Genomic DNA, 17,082 nt, shown 5'->3' on the forward strand with positions numbered 1-17,082 from the left:
ACAACCGCATGCGAAATAAAATAGAGCTGGCTATTCCCCCTTTACTAATGGCTGTTGGTTTAGCGATTTCAACTTGTGCGGCCTTCTGGCTTTATGAGATGGAAAAGAAAAGCCTGATCACCTCTTTTCAGAGAGAAGTTGATCTGCGTACCACATCGCTGCATCGTGAGTTGACCGTAAACTTTAAAGCACTGCACGACCTGAGCATTTTCTTTGAAAAAGCCCATATTCCTGATCACGATGAATTCAGGGTTCTTACCCGGGAAATTTTAAAACACCTGCCACATATCCAGGCACTGGAGTGGATTCCCAGAGTCACCCCGGACAATAAGGCAGAACTGTTAAAGACCATCAGAAAGCACTATCCCGATTTTGAAATTACCCAACGTCAGCAGCAGGGAACAATGGTTCCGGCTCCACCTAAAGATGAATACTTTCCTGTGTACTTTGTAGAACCCTATAAAGGCAATGAGGTGGCACTGGGATTTGACCTTGCTTCGAACAAAGCCCGACGCAAAACCCTGGATACGGCCAGGGACACAGGACTCCCGCAAGCTTCTGCCAGCATTACACTGGTTCAGGACAGGTCCAGGCAAAAAGCCTTTCTAGCCGTGATGCCGGTTTACACGGGGGCGCACGACACCCTTGCTGACCGCAGGGAAAACCTGGCTGGCTTTGTACTGGGGGTTTACAAGACTAACGCCCTGTTCAAACAATCCAGAGTGGCCGGGCAGACTTCCAACATTCACATGGTCATGATCGATAAAACAGACCAGAACATTGACAGACTGGCTGAAAATTTTTCTGAAGACGAACACGATCACCTTGAACACCATGAGCAGCCGTACCATTACGAAAAAGACCTTCCTGTCCTGCTGGGTCGTCAATGGAGCGTAACCTCCCACCCATCCCACCATTATATTTCCAGCAATATCTCACCACTCCCTTTCGTCGTATTACTGTTCGGGATTCTGTTCACCACCCTGATGACCATCTATGCAGGGATGTTACTTAAGCGTAACGGCATCATTCATCGCAAAGTAAAAGAGCAAACCAGAGACCTGGTTCAGGCACAGAAGGCCAGCAAAGACCTCCAGGATAAATTGATCGAAGCGAACAAAATGGCTTCACTGGGCGAAATGTCTGCCGGTATCGGCCATGAACTGAGCCAACCCCTTGGCACCATTCTTCTCAAGTGCCAGATGCTGCCAAAAGCTCTGGAGCAGCGGGATTATGACAAAAGCTTAAAGCTTGTCGGAGGGATCAGAGATCAGGCCGTGCGTGCCAAGGAGATCATGGATTCCCTCCGTATTATCAGCCGTGACGCCAAGCCCGGAGACCAAACCAGCATCGAACTCAATCAGGTGATTCGCAAAGCTGAAGTGCTGATAAAAGAAGACCTGATGATGAACAGAATCGAACTCAAAAAAGAGTTGTCTCCGGATATTTATATCTATGCCTCACCGGTTCAACTGGGACAGATCATTGCCAACCTTCTCACCAATGCCCGGGACGCCCTGGAAGATGCAGAAGAAAAAATCATTACTCTGCGCAGCTCTATCAAAGAGGGTAACGGTGTACTTGAAATTGAGGACACGGGCTCAGGCATTCCGGAGCACTATCAGAGCAAAATATTCGAGCCCTTCTTCACGTCCAAGGCAGTGGGCAAAGGCACCGGGCTGGGGTTGTCCATGTGTTACAGCATGGTTCAGGAGAATGAGGGCGAGATCAGTTTCAGGACCGCTGCCAATAAAGGCACCTGCTTTACCATTTCCATCCCACTGACAAGGAGCTAAACCATGACAAAAAGGATTTTACTGATTGATGATGATCAACCCTTTCGGGAATCTGTCAGGGAGATTCTTGAATCTGAAGGTTTTCAGGTAGCGGAATACAGTGATGCCATTTATGCCGTGCCTCATATTAAAGAGCCTTTTGACCTCGCCATTACCGATATCATGATGGCGGAAATGGACGGTAACCAGCTGGCTCACACCATACGCAAAGACAACCCAGCTCTACCGGTTCTGGGCATGACTGGAGGAGGGCGCATTGGCGATGCGAGCCGCATCAAGTCATTCTGCCCGCCCAAACTGTTTACCGCCATTCTGAGCAAACCGTTTCTGGCAGAAGAACTGCTGGATGCCGTCAATACCTCCATAAACTGATACAGCCCGACAATTCATCCAGCAATTCACCCGACGATTCACCCGACAATCCCTGTCGGGCATTTCATAGCAGTCAACCAACCTGCCGATAAACACAGGGCCGGGACTCCGGCTTCTGATTCCCCAGACTGACAGCACGTTGCAGCCTATCTGCGGCTGCCTGCCAGGATGACTCATCACGAGCGTGCAGCATGGCTAACGGTGTTGACGGATCCAGCGGGTCACCCAGACGACAGATATCCGTTATACCGACACTGTAATCCAGTGTGTCAGCAGGATTAGACCGACCACCACCAAGCTGAACCACTGCCATGCCCACATTACGGGTGTCCATTGCCGTCACAAAGCCTGAGGCCTGTGGATAAACCGGCTTGCAGATGGCCGCTGCGGGCAGGTAGCGATCATGATTCTCGACGAAATCAGCAGGTCCACCCAGCCCGGACACCATCCGGCCAAAAACGTCCGCTGCTTTACCGTTATCCAGAACGACCTGCAGTTTGTCACGGGCTTCTGTGGCATCGGATGCCAGACCACCAGACATCAGCAACTCCACCGATTGTGCCATAGTCACTTCCAGCAACCGTTTGTTACGGAAGTCGCCCGTTAAAAACTGAACCGCTTCCCGCACTTCAACGGCATTACCGGCGCTGGAAGCCAGGCACTGATTCATATCCGTTAGCAGCGCCGTGGTTTTTACGCCAGCCCCATTCGCCACCTGAACAATGCTTTCAGCCAACTCAACGGACTTTTCAAAAGTTGGCATAAAGGCACCACTACCCACTTTGACATCCATCACCAGGGCATCCAGACCTTCAGCCAGCTTTTTCGCCAGAATGGATGAAGTAATCATATCGATGGATTCAACGGTGGCCGTGACATCACGAATGCCATAAATGCGTTTGTCGGCCGGTGCCAGCTCTCCGGTCTGGCCAACAATGGCAACTCCCGCCTCCTTAACCACCTTGCACAGAAGTGCTTCAGAAGCCTGGGTGTTATAGCCGGGGATACTGTCCAGCTTATCCAGAGTTCCACCCGTATGCCCGAGGCCACGTCCGGAAATCATCGGGACATAACCCCCACAGGCAGCAATCATCGGCCCCAGCATCAGGCTGACAACATCACCCACGCCACCGGTGGAGTGCTTGTCCAGAACAGGGCCGTTCAGGTTGGCTGATGCCCATTCCAGCACTTCGCCGGAGTCACGCATGGCACAGGTCAGCGCCACACGCTCGTCAATATTCATACCCTGAAAATAAATAGCCATTGCCAGCGCGGCGACCTGACCTTCAGAAACACTGCTGTCTGTCACACCACGCACAAAGTGCCTGATCTCATCAGCGGTCAGAGCTTCGCCTTCACGCTTACGACGGATCACTTCCTGTGGCAAAAACATCTCAGTAAGCTCCTGTATCTTCCTGAGCTTCCTGCAAACCAAGGGCAGTCAGCAGGCTTCCGAGCAGGCTGCTGGCACCAAAACGATAGTGGTCACGGTTAATCCACTGCGCGCCCATAATGTCTGCGGCAATAGCCAGGTGCTCAGCAGCATCTTCAGCAGTACGAATGCCACCGGCAGGCTTGAAACCCACGTTCTGCTTACCACTGTCACGAATGGCTTCCAGCATGATACGGGCAGATTCCGGCGTCGCATTAACAGCGACCTTACCGGTAGAGGTTTTAATAAAGTCAGCACCCGCTTCGATACTGATCTCGCTGGCACGACGAATCAGTGCCGGGTCTTTCAGCTCGCCGGTTTCAATGATGACTTTCAGCATCACGTCGCCACAGACTTTTTTGCACTGAGCCACCAGCTCATGTCCCACGGTTTCATCACCGTCCATAAAAGCTTTGTACGGGAATACAACGTCTACTTCGTCTGCGCCATAGGCGATGGCAGCACGGGTTTCAGTCACGGCGATGTCGATGTCATTGCCACCAGCCGGAAAGTTGGTCACTGTTGCAACGGTCACGTCATTCAGACCCAGCGCTTTCAGGGTCTTTTTGGCAACCGGCACAAAGCGGGGATAAACACACACGGCAGCCGTATTGCCAGCGGCGGTTTTCGCCTTGTGGCACAGGTCGATAATAATCTGCGGCGTGTCGTTCTCATTCAGGGAAGTCAGGTCCATCAGCTGAAGCGCCTGGCGACTGGTAGCGGTGAGGTCGGTCATGTGTTTTGTCCTATGGAAACGGCTAAAGCCGCGACAACAGAGAGGAAAGGGTTGGGAAAGGTGCTGTTATCCGGCCAGAATATTCTGCCCTGGCATTCTGTCGGAATTTCACATACATATAAATACATCTAACTTAAATTTAGATAGAAAGCTTAGAAAAACCTTGTATGACGCAGCCTGCAAGCATTCTATCTAATTTTTGATTAATTTATCTAATTTTTCTAACTTTTTTGGGTGGTAGCGGACAACCACTATCATAAAAAATCAGGCGACAACTATGCTGACACAGGGGGCAAGTAAGCAAATGGCTCCAGGTCATTAACCTTCGAACTTTCAATCAGGCTGTAGTAGATAGCACTTGCCCGAGCACCTTTTGGGGTATCAGCAAAGAGCCAGTTTTTTCGGCCAACAGTGAAGGGGCGGATGGCATTCTCTGCGGCTGCATTACTGATGTTCAGCTGCCCGTCTTCACAATAGACGACTAGTTGCGGCCACTGGTTCAGGGCATAGCCCATGGCTGTATGCACCAGGCTACCGGGGTTGACGCGTTCAATGTTTTTCTCCAGCCAGGCACGGAGGTCGTCCAGTAACGGCTTGCTTCTTGTTTGCCGGTGCTGTCGCTTGTCCGCTGCCGACAGTGCTTTTATTTCATCTTCTATCGCGTAGAGTTGACATTATATCCATCAAAAAACGTTCGGTGAACGAGTGAAAAAGACGCTTTATCGGACTGCAAGCAAGGTGCACTCAGATGGCCTCTGCATCATTACTGCCGTTTTTTTACACTGTCGATACGGGGTAACGTATTTCGGAGCCATGATCCGGCCTCGTGACCCAGTTTGATAAATTCACGGGCCCAGTAATGAGTACCGGAGCGAGATTCCATACCGGTCAGGGCAGGAGGTAATTTGGCTACTTCAGGTATCAGTTGCTGGCGTTTTACCGTTTTACGAATGACGGTTTTGCCCTTCTGGTTAACACCGTGCAGGCTGAACACATTTTTGGCCAGGTCGATACCGAGGGTTAATGTATTCATGAGCTTCTCCTGATGGAATATATCGCTGGCTATACCAGTCTGGCATTATTTGCCAAAAGTGGGAGGAGTCCATTTCATTCGTTAGCCGCACACATAAGAATCGAAACTATTCCTCTATCTTGGTATAAAATCTCATCATAGGATGTAATGCAAAGAGTGGCCATTTAGTATCACAAAGATATTCATTGTCTTGATTGTTGAATGTGGTGGCGGACGCAGAAAACTTTGGCTCTAATTGATACATTTCAGGTTTATAATGCGCAAGTAAAGAAGGCGACGAAAGTACAGTAATGTGATAATTTAAGATACCAGAGTTTCTAACTCCATAAGAGCAACGCCCTATTAAAGACTCTCTAACACACATACTATAATGTCCACCCATAAGAACAAGGCTTGTAATTTTTTCTTCTTCTAAGAAATGCATTAAGGTTGGTTTTGTCTCTGAGTTGAGCACTCCCACTTTTTTCTTAATACAGGAAAAATCTGGTTTTTCAATAATGTCATAAATATGCTTTGGGTGTCTCTCTCTATATTCATGAACAACAATTGTTCTACACCCCAGTTCTTTACAAAAGCGGAGGGTTTCTTGTTGGCTTTGTTTTCTAGCAAGCCAGTTTTCCATAGTTTCGTCAGGCCATTTATTGTCCGATTCATCTATTACAATCACAGCTGTACTGGCGTAGTGTTCTGGCTTATGAAACTTAACTATATCTCCAAATAAAGATCCATTTATAATAGACATAATTGATATCCATTCATTGAATTATTTCTTTATATAGACAGCTAAAGAAGATTTTTTGTTTATTATTTTGTAATCAGCACTAACACTTTTGTTAGTGTCGCTAACATCGCCGAGAGGTACGGTTAAATCGGGTAGCCCGAGGTCTCTAACCTCCAGCCCCCACATCACCACAGCTTACGGGTCCGCACCGGGCGATTCACCGAGGATGGTGAAACCTGATCCACAAGTCTTTCAGAGAAACGGGCCCGCTGCGTCAGGAGAGGTGTTCATAGCGAACCATAAAACACGACAGATAGAGTATAAATTCAGATATCCGAAGGCAGTGATTAATCAGTATTGACGCGCCTGTTAACCCCCACATACCATGACGCCAATTTCAAATTTAGCAGTACCTCAAACATGGCTAAAAAACCTGCAAAAAAAGCCTCCCCTTCATCAAAGAAAGGCTTCGAAGAAACCCTCTGGGAATCCGCCAATAAGCTGCGCGGCAGCGTTGAATCCTCCGAATACAAGCACATTGTCTTAAGCCTGATCTTTCTGAAATTCATCAGTGACAAGTTTGAAGAGCGCAGGGCTGTGATCGAGAGCGAATACGGCGCTGACTTTGTGGATATGGTGGACTTCTACACCATGGAGAACGTCTTCTACCTGCCGGAAGAAAGTCGCTGGTCGTTTGTGCTGAAACACGCCAAACAGAACGACATTGCGGTGAAAATTGATACCGCCCTGCACGATATCGAGAAGAACAACCCGCAGCTGGCAGGCGCATTGCCGGATAACTACTTCTCCCGTCTGGGGCTGGATGGTTCCAAGCTGTCGGCGCTGATTGATACCATCAACAATATCGAGACCATGGCGAATGAATGCCATATGACCGAAGAAGATCTGGTCGGTCGTGTCTATGAATACTTCCTCGGCAAGTTTGCCGCCAGTGAAGGTAAGGGCGGGGGCGAATTCTATACGCCGAAGTCAGTGGTGACGCTGATTGCGGAAATGATTGAGCCGTACAAAGGCAAGATTTACGACCCCTGCTGCGGTTCCGGCGGTATGTTTGTGCAGTCCATCAAGTTTGTGGACAGCCATAAGGGTAACCGCAAGGATATCTCCATCTACGGGCAGGAACACACCAGCACCACCTACAAGCTGGCGAAAATGAACCTGGCGATTCGGGGCATTGCCGCAAACCTCGGTGATGTGGCGGGCGACACCTTCTTTAAAGACCAGCATCCCGATTTAAAAGCCGACTTTATTATGGCGAACCCGCCGTTTAACCAGAAGCAGTGGCGGCAGGCCAGCGAACTCAGCGACGATTCACGCTGGGACGGTTATGAAACACCACCCACCGGCAACGCCAACTACGCCTGGATCATGCACATGATCTCCAAGCTGTCGGACAACGGCACTGCCGGTTTTGTGCTGGCGAACGGTTCCATGAGTTCCAACACCAGTGGCGAAGGGTCTATTCGCCAGAAGATTATCGAAAACGATCTGGTGGACTGCATGATCGCTCTGCCGGGGCAGCTGTTCTACACCACCCAGATTCCGGTGTGTCTGTGGTTCCTAACCAAGAATAAAAAAACAGATACCGAGCATGGTTATAAGAGCCGTGAAGAAGAGACCCTGTTTATTGATACCCGCCAGATGGGTTCCATGGTCAGCCGCACCAACAAAGAACTGACCGCTGAGGATGTTGCCGAAATTGCCCGTACTTACCATGCATGGCGTGGAGAGAAAGATTCTGGCGAATACGAAGACAAAGCCGGTTTCTGCAAGGCGGCAACGCTGGAAGAGATCAAAGCCAATGACTATGTACTGACACCGCGGCGCTATGTGGGTGCTGCTGAGATAGAAGACGATGGCATTCCTTTTGAAACCAAAATGAAGGAACTGAGCCAGACTCTTTACCAACAGATGCAGGATGCGGAGAAGCTGGATGCTGTGATTCGTGGGAATTTGGAGGTGTTGGGTTATGGTGAGTAAGTGGCCTCTAGTCAAATTTAAAACTTTATACAAGCAGCCATCTCGAAATGGTTTAACCAAACCTAAGAAGGTACGGGGAGAAGGCTATAAGTTTATAAACATGGGGGAGGTTTTTGCCTATGGCAGAATGCATAATATCCCGTGTGATCGAGTACCCATGACAGAAAAAGAGAAAAGTAATTCTTTTCTCGAAGATGGTGACTTGTTATTTGCTCGCCAGTCATTGGTGTTATCTGGAGCTGGCAAGTGTTCCATATTTCTTGGTGACGATGAAGAAACTACGTTTGAGTCACATTTGATCAGAGTCAGGCTCGACCAGGAAAAAGTAAACCCTGAATACGCATATTACTACTTCAATTCGCCACAAGGGCGGGCAAATATTTCAACTATTGTTGAGCAAGGCGCCGGTCAAGCTGGAATACGTGGTAGTGATTTGGAGAATCTGGCCTTTCCGTTGCCTCCTAAAGAAGCTCAAGATTTCATTGCCGATATGGCTAGGCCAACTGATATTAAAATTGAGCTAAACAGCCAAACCAACCAAACCCTCGAAAACATGGCGCAAGCCCTTTTTAAAAGCTGGTTTGTGGATTTTGATCCGGTAATCGATAACGCCCTGGCGGCAGGCAACACCATTCCCGAACCCCCGCAAAAGCGTGCCGAACTGCGCCAGGCTATGCGAGCCAGTGATGATGCGCCTGCACCACTGCCGGAAGCCATCCGCCAGCTGTTTCCCGCATCCTTTGTGTTTGATGCTGAGATGGGGTGGATTCCGGAGGGGTGGGGGGTTCAGCAGATCGGCAAAGTCATTGAAAATGTTGGTGGGGGTACACCAAGAACAAAAGAGGATGCCTTCTGGGTAGACGGGACGCATGCTTTCTGTACACCTAAGGATATGTCTTTGTTGACCAGCAAAGCACTCCTTGGAACCGAAAGACATTTGACCGATGCGGGTGTTGCAAAGATAAGTTCGGGACAATTACCGGAAGGAACTGTGCTGATGTCCTCACGGGCACCTATTGGCTATCTGGCAATTAATGACATTCCTGTTTCTGTGAATCAGGGAATTATTGCTATGAAGCCCAACGACGCTTTCAGTAGTGAATATCTTCTGAGTTGGGCAGAAGCCAACATGGAAGAAGTCGTATCAAGGGCAATGGCACTGACTTAAGCTCTCACCCCTTGTACTTATTGAGTTGACGAGCTTTAGCCCTAGAGTGCTGGAGCTTTTTAAATGCCTTTGGTCGCCTCTTTACAGCTCTTGGTTCTGATCGTCCCGGTCGGTCTCCAACTTTATGTTCTCCAATGATAACTATCATTTGAGCTTGAACCTGGTTGAGAGTGCAATTTGGACAGAATAACAGTAAAACCCGAGCCCCATTTAGCGTCTGTTTTGCTGCCTTGAAGCTCACATCCCTCGGAACTTGCTCTGTGGCTTTGGCCACTCGCGCCATTAATGCCCGTATCAAATTGTAAACCAGAAAATGAACATAAATTTCTTTACGCACCATCGCTGGAGTCTTACAGCGCAACATCTCCATATTCATAATTGTTTTGATGGATCTGAAGTCCAACTCAATATTCCAGCGTTTGGTGTACAGTGCGCTAATGTCAGAGCGTGGATATGCTTCTGCATCAATCAATGTGGTAACGATGATACGATTCTTCGTTTTAATGGCACGGATAATCAGGTGATCCGGTGTCCACTGATCGTAAAACTCTCTGCTCATCCAGGGTGGTTTTGGAGGACGCTCCAATCTGAATAAAGCATCTTTTTTTCCCAGTTTCATGAAGGATTTTCTGAAGTCAATTTTACGCGCACCATTTTTTTCAAAAACACCGTCAACACCTGCTATAAGCAAAAGTGCCAGGATGAAATACGTCTCGAAAATGGCATCGCCAAGCACAATGTCGTCAGCATTCAAGTTCGGGATCATTTGTATCATCAGAGATTGCTCTCCACTGCCTTTTCCCTCACAAGCTCCCATGGCTGTCTCAATGAGAGCTCCACTTCCCAGCGTGATAAAGGCAAGCATCCTGACAGTAGGGAACCCTACTTCTTTTTTTTGGGATTTTGACTGGGGATAGAGCTGTTGGTTTTCAGTCGTGTCAGGCATATTAGCAGTGGTTCCATCGGCAATAACAACCCGCCGACCGTGCCACAACCATGATTCCGGGCTTTCTTCATCCAGTCGTTTTCCTGAAATCTGAAGGGTGCGGTTCATTTGCTACGACGAAGCCCTATTCACCACCAACTCACCGTAATTTCGTTTCTTAGAACACGAATGGTGATATGACCAGTATTCATCCCAGTCTCCACTGGAGTTTATTGAGCGAAGCTTCAGAATGGCTTCCGCGCCTTGCAGGCTCCATCGTGCGCCTGTTATATCAAGACGGTCATTTATCAAATGTCGGCAAGCGCCTTCAATCACTCCGCTGGCAATAGGAAAGCCTGAGCGCAGCGCCTTATCGTAGCAAAGCCGGTCTCTGTTTTTTTGCAGATAGCCAGCACATTTATCAATAGCTTCCCGATTCTTCAATTTTCGTTTCGTGGCACTTTGCTTTATGCCCCTGGCTACCCAGCCCGACTGCCCATGAAGAATTTTCAGTGCTTGCTGCTCAACCCATTTCTCAATAGATTTATCACCTTTATCATGCAGACAATGAGCGGCTTTCCACAGATATTCCAGCACATGAATGAAATCCATTACGATGCTGGTTTTGACCTGTTTTCTGCGGGCGACTCTTTCAATCATTTTCAGTTGATGCGGATGCCCATCGACCACGACAACCCATTGTCGTTTTCGTTCCGGGTCACGCTTGAGAGCCTCATCAAAGGCTTCTTCGATGACTGTTTCTCCGTCCCTCTCAACACTGGCCCAAACCCTCTTGTTGCGTATTGGAGGTCGAAATTTGACGACATTGTCCGCTTTCTTTTCAGAGTTCATGATGGACTCTGGTGAGCGTGGGTTTGCCCGCACAGTGTAAACAGTCGCCACCATAGCCATACGCTTCCGGTCTTTCTTTTCTCCCGGACTTAAACGTGTCTGACATTTTTTCTTGCTTTTCTCTGCATTCTTGCGGGTCGCTTCCCTTAACCCATCTGGCAACATGACCAGACCTTTCCCATCAAAGCTCAGAACCAATAGATCATCTGTTTGCTCATCTTCTATGGTTCGTTGTTCATAGAATTCGACAAAATCCTGAGCTGTGCCTTCAACCAGCTTTATTGCCTGGTGCTTGCCAACTATGCCGGGGCAATTTTCACGATGCCGTTTGACGACATTGTCATAAGAACGATCAATAGCATCCGTGACCACACGCTTGCGTACACCATCAGAATATTGGTCGTTATTAAGGTTGAGCCCGGCATCCAGTGGGAATTCGTTGGAGACATTGCGCTGGCTATAAGCAAACCGTTTGACCGTTATCTTGCCAAACACCGTGGTGAGAACCCGGCTGGTATTTTGACGAATATGGTTACGAGGTATGCCGTCAGAGGGAGTGACAGACACTGCTCTTTCTTCATCTTCAGCCTGTTTATCGAGATAGCCCTGAAACATTAGCCGAAGCAGCTCGTCCCCATTGGTTCGAATGTACTCTTCAGTTGTGCCATGTTCCTGCAGGCAGGCAGATTCGAGGTGGCGGATCATGCTATTAAAGTGATCCTGTGCAGGAGAAAAAAATTGAAAGTCGAGAGTATTAGCGTAAGATGCGTTCACAAAGGGCTGCTTTTCCGGTGTTATTTGTTTGGCGACGTTATATCACCACGAAACAGCCCTTTTTTCTTTGCTCTCGGTCGTCAAAGTAGTTGGTTTTGCTGGGGTAGAGCGTCGTAGCAAATGAACCGCACCCAAATCTGAAACAATGACTTTACCTGATCTTCCGGCAACCGTTTACGTGCTTTGCAGTAGGCGTCATTCTTGGTTTTGTCGGACACTTCGTCATTTGCTGCTTGTTCAAGTGACTCCTGTACAAGAACCTTTCTGCAGGACTTGTCTTCATTGGACACCTGACGCATAAAAAGAGTAAGGGTTTTCAGGGCTGGATAATCTCTAACTCTGGAGGTCGATTTTTTCTCAAAGGCATTCAGGATCTCTGTGGAGAGTAGAGAAGCCAAGGCGTCTTCAGATGTTTGTGCAAACTGCTTCAGACATTGGTCAGCGAGTTTTAGATATTCTGGGCTAGACTTGTTCATGGCTTGCTCGAGGGCTCTGTTAACTTCATCTATTTATAGATGATTTGTTCTTGGGCAAGCCTTTCATGCCAAGGGATTAAGTCTTAAGTCAGTGCCATTGGTATCAAGGGCTAATGGCAGTACTTTCCTTGAGATCAGTAAAAAGAACTTCAGAGAAATTCCGTTTCTTATGCCTAATGAAGCCGTTCTGAATCAGTATGACAAGATTGCCAAACCTTACTTTCAGCGGATTGTTTCAATTCAGAAAGAAGCGAATCAGCTTACCAAACTCAGAGACACCCTTCTCCCCAAACTCATCTCCGGAGAACTCCGCATCCCTGAAGCCCAACAACAAACTGAAGCCGCTGTCGCATAAGGAGCCCGCTCGTTAAGAGCAAGGAAGAGGAATGAAAAATTTTGATGAAGCCCAGCTGGCATAGGCCGTACAGAGCAAGCTAAAAGGTGGTAACCTTGTGAAAAAACAGTTCATAACCGTAACGATTATGGGAGCAGCACAGTGAAGCTTGAGTCCCTGGCTATAAAAAACTATCGGGTTTTCCAGGATGTCCGGATTCGCAACATGCCCGGCCTGTGCCTGTTTGTGGGGGCTAACGGCAGCGGTAAAAGCACCCTGTTTGATGTGTTTGGCTTCCTGAAAGATGCTTTGGCTGGCAACGTTCGCACAGCTCTTCAGAAACGGGGTGGTTTCAAGGAAGTAGTAACCCGTGGCTGTATTGACCAGCCGATAGTGTTTACTCTCCAGTTTCGGCTTGCCATCGGTGAGGTCGAGCGGCTGGTGACTTACGTTCTGGAAATCAAGCTGGACAATAACCGACCGGTGATTGCCAGGGAGGTTTTACGCTACAAACGCGGAAGCTACGGCTCACCCTATCATTTTCTCGATTTTAGTAATGGTTCAGGCTACGCCATCCTTAACGAAGAAGATTTCAACAAAAAAGACTCTGAGCTTGACCGGGAAGAGCAGACTCTGGACAGCCCGGATATTCTGGCTGTTAAGGGGTTAGGGCAATTCCAGCGCTTTAAGGCCGCCAGTGCTTTTCGCCAGCTGATTGAACACTGGCATGTGTCTGATTTTCATATCAGTGATGCCCGTACAACCAATGATGCCGGGTATGCCGAACACCTTTCTTCCCGTGGTGATAATACGGCACTGGTAGCACAATACCTCTTTGAACAACATCCGGATATTTTTAACCGGGTGCTAAAAAAAATGAAACAGCGGATTCCCGGTGTGGAAGGTGTTAAGGCGGTGGAAACGGATGATGGTCGGATTGTCCTGAAGTTTCAGGACGGTAGCTTTAAAGATCCGTTCATCGCGCGCTACGTCTCTGATGGCACCATCAAAATGTTTGCCTATCTGTTACTGTTAAATGATCCCTCTCCTCATCCATTACTCTGTGTGGAAGAGCCTGAGAACCAGCTTTACCCAAGCCTGATGCCCGAATTGGCAGAAGAGTTCAGGGAATACTCAGATCGGGGAGGGCAGGTAATGGTGACCAGCCATTCGCCAGATATGCTTAACAGTATTCAACTCGATGAGATTTTCTGGCTTAAGAAAAGAGAGGGCGTTACCACGATTGAACGTGCTTCTGATAATGCTCTTTTAGTCAGCCTGGTCAAGGGTGGAGATTTGCCGGGAGCACTCTGGAAGCAAGGGCTGTTTGAGGGGGTGAACCCCTGATGATTCAGCTGGTGTTTATGCTGGAAGAGCATTCTGCAAAGATTCTGCTGGAAAGCCTGTTGCCCAGAGTTTTGCCTCCGGAGGTTTCGTTTCTCTGTATTCCCCATGAAGGCAAACAGGATTTAGAGAAATCCATCCCAATCAAACTCAAAAATTGGAATGTGCCAAACAGCTGGTTTGTAGTGATCCGTGATAAGGATCAGAGTGACTGCACACAGCTGAAACAACGTTTGCAGGAAATATGTGAAGCCAGTGGCCGCCCTGAAACCTTGATTCGTATTGCAGTGCATGAACTGGAAAGCTGGTTTTTGGGCGATCTGGCAGCTGTTGGCGCTGCTTTTGATCAGCCCAGACTGGCAGGCAGACAGCAAAGCAAAAAATTTAGAAATCCGGATGCTTTGGCCAATGCCCAGGAAGAACTGAAAAAGCTGGTAAAGGGCTACCAAAAAGTGGCAGGGGCTCGAAAAATTTCTCCACACCTTTCTCTCAACACCAATAAATCCGTGAGTTTCCAGCATCTGTTAAGTGGGTTGCAGGCTTATCTTGAGCGGATTGAGGTAGCCTGACGTAGTAACAAACGGACAGTACGATGAAGTTCACAGAGGAACGTCTTGAACAAGCGATTATTCAGTTACTGGGAGAGCAGGGCTACCCTTATGTTCCCGGTTCACAGCTCAACCGGCAGCCGGAAGAGGTTCTGATTAAGGATGACCTGCGAGCTTTTCTGGCAAGGCAGTATAAGCGTGAAGGCATTACCGACGCAGAGATTGAGTCAGTAATTCGTCAGCTGGAAATGCTCCCGGCCAGTGATTTGTACGACAGTAATAAGCAGTTTTGTGAGTGGCTGTCGGATGGTTTTCTGCTTAAACGTGAAGACCCGAATAGAAAAGATTTATATATCCAGCTGATTGATTACCCAACGGAATCTGACGCTGCTGCGCTGCCAGAGCTGGCAATGGCAGCAGAGCCTGAAGCTGGGTATCAGGTAGATCGAAACATCTACAAACTGGTCAACCAGGTGACTGCTCCCCACCCTATCGGGTGAGGCTTCTGATTTCTTAGGCAGCAACCGACAGTCTGCCGGATTTACGCAAGCCTCCATCAGCAGAAACGGACAGTCCTTCCGCCTTTAATTTCAATATGCCTTGCTTCTTGATATTGCGAGCTGCATTAATATCCCGGTCATGGATAACACCACAGCTACACTCCCATGATCGGATTCTCAATGGCATTTTTTCCTGTTTCAAATCGCAGACTGAGCAAGTTTTAGAGGATGCAAACCACTGGTCTATCTTCACCAGATGTTTACCTTCCTGCTTTGCCTTGTATTCGAGTTTGGTTATCAGTGAATGCCAGCCAGCATCAGCAATAGAACGAGCAAGACGCTTGTTCTTGAGCATGTTTTTAACTTTCAGTGTCTCCACAATCACCGCTTGGTTTTCGTCGATGAGTTGTTTTGATAGCTTATACTGAAAATCATTACGGGCAAAGGCTACACGCTCATGCGCCTTTGCCACCAATAAACGGGCTTTGTGCCTACCTTTTGAGCCTTTCTTGCAGCGAGATAGAGCCTGTTGTTTTCTTTTCAGGTTACGTTGTGCTTTTTTCAGAAAGCGAGGATTGCCAGTCTTATGGCCGGTACTGGTGATAGCCAGATCAGTAATCCCCATATCAACACCGACAACCTGATTAGCTTCAAGATTATCAATCTGTTTTGGTTGTTCCTGAGTATCATCAGCCAATATGGAGGCAAAATACTTGCCGGTTAGCGTTCTGCTCAGGGTGATAGACTTCACCTTACCCACTATTTCACGATGCACTTTAGCCTTTATGGGCTTGCACTTGGGGATTTTTATCCAGTTATCGCCCACAGAGACAGACGTACAATGGTAGCTACTTTGCTTGCCATGCTTTTTCTTGAAGCGAGGAAATCTTGCCTGCAATTTGGGATTGAAAAAGTTTTGAAAGGCCGTATCCAGATTGATAGTGGCCTGTTGCAGTGCAATAGAGTCAGCGTTTTTCAGCCATGAGTACTTTCGGCTTTTCTTGGCTTTTGCCAACAAGGGCTTCAGGTGTTTTTTGGGAGAAAGGCTCTGCCCACGAACCTTGTAATAATGAACCTTAATAGCCAGGGCCTTGTTCCATACGAACCGCACAGCATCAAACTGACGGTCGAGAAATTCCGCCTGCTCTGATGTTGGATAGATTCGTACTTTGGTGGCTCTCAGCATGGAATGTTATTTCAGTGCTCATTAATATAAGCTTTATATTACAGGTATTTGAAAGAGGTTTTCAAGTGAGCACACACAATAAAGATTTGCTTAAAGGGTATCTTCGCAAACGACATAGCGTTACCAAGCTGGTTGTTCATTTGGTGTTCACGACAAAGTACAGACGAAAGCTTTTTGATGGCTATATGATCAAGCAGTTACGGGAGTCGTTCGAGAGTGCATGTGAAAAACTGGAATGCCAGTTACTTGAAATGGATGGCGAAAAAGATCACGTACACCTGTTGGTGGCCTACCCACCAAAACTGGCTATCAGTGTCATGGTAAATAATCTCAAATCAACATCATCAAGACGGTTGCGAATGCTGAATACCCACCTTACTGCTCAGAGCAAAGCAGGCTTAATGTGGTCAAGGTCTTACTTTGCTTGCAGTGCTGGCGGTGCAACTATCGAGACTCTGAAGGACTACGTTAATAGCCAGAGTACACCAGATTGATGGCGGAAGGCTCTGCGCCTTCCCGTCTTATATCCCCGCCCGCATTGGGCGAGGGTTTACGACGATTTTGCTAAAAAATACTATTGGAGGGATTAGTTGAGTGCAAAAAAACCCCTGTACCAAAGTTACAGAGGTTTTTTGCTGATCATCCACCTGAGCCTGCTTTTAAGTGCAGCCTCATTCGCTTCTGCCTGCGGATTCTGAACTACGGGAACAGGCAACAGTGTAGTTCAGATTGCATAGCTGTTGCGTCAGGCAACCAGGCATGTTGCGCCGCGCATCGAAGCGATGAATGCAGAGTAGGGGATTCGACCCAGTACGACCATCAACTTATTTTGTATGCTGATTCTTTATTTTTGAATCGGAATACTTTGTGATCATCCTGCCTTT

At 48.0% G+C, this 17,082-nt stretch carries 18 protein-coding genes; 9 read left to right on the forward strand and 9 right to left on the reverse strand.

What is annotated here, in order from left to right; translation table 11 throughout:
* The first annotated feature begins 8 nt into the window (after positions 1-8).
* Both NX720_RS09825 and NX720_RS09830 read left to right on the forward strand, forming a co-directional pair.
* Positions 9-1,796 carry a CHASE domain-containing protein gene (locus tag NX720_RS09825; protein WP_262600937.1) on the forward strand — a complete coding sequence of 596 codons (1,788 nt, stop codon included), beginning with the start codon at positions 9-11 and terminating at the stop codon, positions 1,794-1,796.
* A gap of 3 nt (positions 1,797-1,799) precedes the next feature.
* Positions 1,800-2,168, forward strand: coding sequence for a response regulator (locus NX720_RS09830; RefSeq protein ID WP_262600938.1), 369 nt, complete (start codon positions 1,800-1,802; stop codon positions 2,166-2,168).
* Between the two features lie 73 nt (positions 2,169-2,241).
* On the opposite strand, the gene deoA is transcribed toward NX720_RS09830, so the two are convergent.
* The 5 genes from deoA to NX720_RS09855 all read right to left on the reverse strand — a co-directional run bounded on the left by deoA (position 2,242) and on the right by NX720_RS09855 (position 6,111).
* Complete coding sequence (gene deoA, locus NX720_RS09835) at positions 2,242-3,561, reverse strand: thymidine phosphorylase (RefSeq protein ID WP_262600939.1); 1,320 nt, start codon at positions 3,559-3,561, stop codon at positions 2,242-2,244.
* Between the two features lies 1 nt (position 3,562).
* Complete coding sequence (gene deoC, locus NX720_RS09840; protein ID WP_262600940.1) at positions 3,563-4,336, reverse strand: deoxyribose-phosphate aldolase; 774 nt, start codon at positions 4,334-4,336, stop codon at positions 3,563-3,565.
* A 275-nt stretch (positions 4,337-4,611) separates the two neighbouring features.
* Positions 4,612-4,995 (reverse strand): IS66 family transposase, encoded by a 384-nt coding sequence (locus NX720_RS09845; protein ID WP_404831086.1) that lies wholly within the window; start codon positions 4,993-4,995, stop codon positions 4,612-4,614.
* Between the two features lie 104 nt (positions 4,996-5,099).
* The gene (locus tag NX720_RS09850) at positions 5,100-5,369 is read right to left on the reverse strand and encodes a hypothetical protein (RefSeq protein WP_262600941.1); all 270 of its coding nucleotides are present in this window, start codon (positions 5,367-5,369) and stop codon (positions 5,100-5,102) included.
* A gap of 106 nt (positions 5,370-5,475) precedes the next feature.
* Positions 5,476-6,111 carry a hypothetical protein gene (locus NX720_RS09855; RefSeq protein ID WP_262600942.1) on the reverse strand — a complete coding sequence of 212 codons (636 nt, stop codon included), beginning with the start codon at positions 6,109-6,111 and terminating at the stop codon, positions 5,476-5,478.
* A 399-nt stretch (positions 6,112-6,510) separates the two neighbouring features.
* On the opposite strand from NX720_RS09855, the gene NX720_RS09860 reads away from it, so the two are divergent.
* Both NX720_RS09860 and NX720_RS09865 read left to right on the forward strand, forming a co-directional pair.
* Positions 6,511-8,091 (forward strand): class I SAM-dependent DNA methyltransferase, encoded by a 1,581-nt coding sequence (locus tag NX720_RS09860; protein ID WP_262600943.1) that lies wholly within the window; start codon positions 6,511-6,513, stop codon positions 8,089-8,091.
* A complete protein-coding gene (locus NX720_RS09865) occupies positions 8,081-9,259 on the forward strand; it encodes a restriction endonuclease subunit S (protein WP_262600944.1) in 1,179 nt (392 codons plus the stop codon). The genes NX720_RS09860 and NX720_RS09865 overlap by 11 nt, the downstream gene beginning before the upstream one ends.
* 4 nt (positions 9,260-9,263) lie before the next feature.
* On the opposite strand, the gene NX720_RS09870 is transcribed toward NX720_RS09865, so the two are convergent.
* From NX720_RS09870 to NX720_RS09880, 3 genes are all read right to left on the reverse strand, one after another.
* The gene (locus NX720_RS09870) at positions 9,264-10,313 is read right to left on the reverse strand and encodes an IS4 family transposase (RefSeq protein WP_262600945.1); all 1,050 of its coding nucleotides are present in this window, start codon (positions 10,311-10,313) and stop codon (positions 9,264-9,266) included.
* Positions 10,314-10,316: 3 nt separating this feature from the next.
* Positions 10,317-11,810, reverse strand: coding sequence for an ISKra4 family transposase (locus tag NX720_RS09875; RefSeq protein ID WP_262596131.1), 1,494 nt, complete (start codon positions 11,808-11,810; stop codon positions 10,317-10,319).
* Between the two features lie 80 nt (positions 11,811-11,890).
* Positions 11,891-12,286 carry a hypothetical protein gene (locus NX720_RS09880; RefSeq protein ID WP_262600946.1) on the reverse strand — a complete coding sequence of 132 codons (396 nt, stop codon included), beginning with the start codon at positions 12,284-12,286 and terminating at the stop codon, positions 11,891-11,893.
* Between the two features lie 169 nt (positions 12,287-12,455).
* Between NX720_RS09880 and NX720_RS09885 the strand changes: the two genes are divergently transcribed.
* The 4 genes from NX720_RS09885 to NX720_RS09900 all read left to right on the forward strand — a co-directional run bounded on the left by NX720_RS09885 (position 12,456) and on the right by NX720_RS09900 (position 15,012).
* Positions 12,456-12,641: a restriction endonuclease subunit S domain-containing protein gene (locus NX720_RS09885; RefSeq protein WP_262600947.1), complete on the forward strand. Its 186-nt coding sequence runs from the start codon at positions 12,456-12,458 to the stop codon at positions 12,639-12,641.
* A gap of 141 nt (positions 12,642-12,782) precedes the next feature.
* Positions 12,783-13,967, forward strand: coding sequence for an AAA family ATPase (locus NX720_RS09890; RefSeq protein WP_262600948.1), 1,185 nt, complete (start codon positions 12,783-12,785; stop codon positions 13,965-13,967).
* Entirely contained in the window at positions 13,967-14,533 is a 567-nt protein-coding gene (locus NX720_RS09895; RefSeq protein ID WP_262600949.1) for a DUF4276 family protein, read from the forward strand. Before NX720_RS09890 ends, NX720_RS09895 begins: the two co-directional genes overlap by 1 nt.
* A 23-nt stretch (positions 14,534-14,556) precedes the next feature.
* Positions 14,557-15,012 carry a type I restriction endonuclease gene (locus NX720_RS09900; RefSeq protein ID WP_262600950.1) on the forward strand — a complete coding sequence of 152 codons (456 nt, stop codon included), beginning with the start codon at positions 14,557-14,559 and terminating at the stop codon, positions 15,010-15,012.
* Between the two features lie 13 nt (positions 15,013-15,025).
* Here the strand turns inward: NX720_RS09900 and NX720_RS09905 are convergent, their stop codons facing one another.
* A complete protein-coding gene (locus NX720_RS09905; protein WP_262600951.1) occupies positions 15,026-16,198 on the reverse strand; it encodes an RNA-guided endonuclease InsQ/TnpB family protein in 1,173 nt (390 codons plus the stop codon).
* Between the two features lie 65 nt (positions 16,199-16,263).
* On the opposite strand from NX720_RS09905, the gene tnpA reads away from it, so the two are divergent.
* Positions 16,264-16,692, forward strand: a complete 429-nt coding sequence (gene tnpA, locus NX720_RS09910) for an IS200/IS605 family transposase (RefSeq protein ID WP_262600926.1) — start codon at positions 16,264-16,266, stop codon at positions 16,690-16,692.
* The last annotated feature ends 390 nt before the right edge of the window (positions 16,693-17,082 follow it).

The organism is Endozoicomonas euniceicola (assembly GCF_025562755.1).
GTDB lineage: Bacteria > Pseudomonadota > Gammaproteobacteria > Pseudomonadales > Endozoicomonadaceae > Endozoicomonas_A > Endozoicomonas_A euniceicola.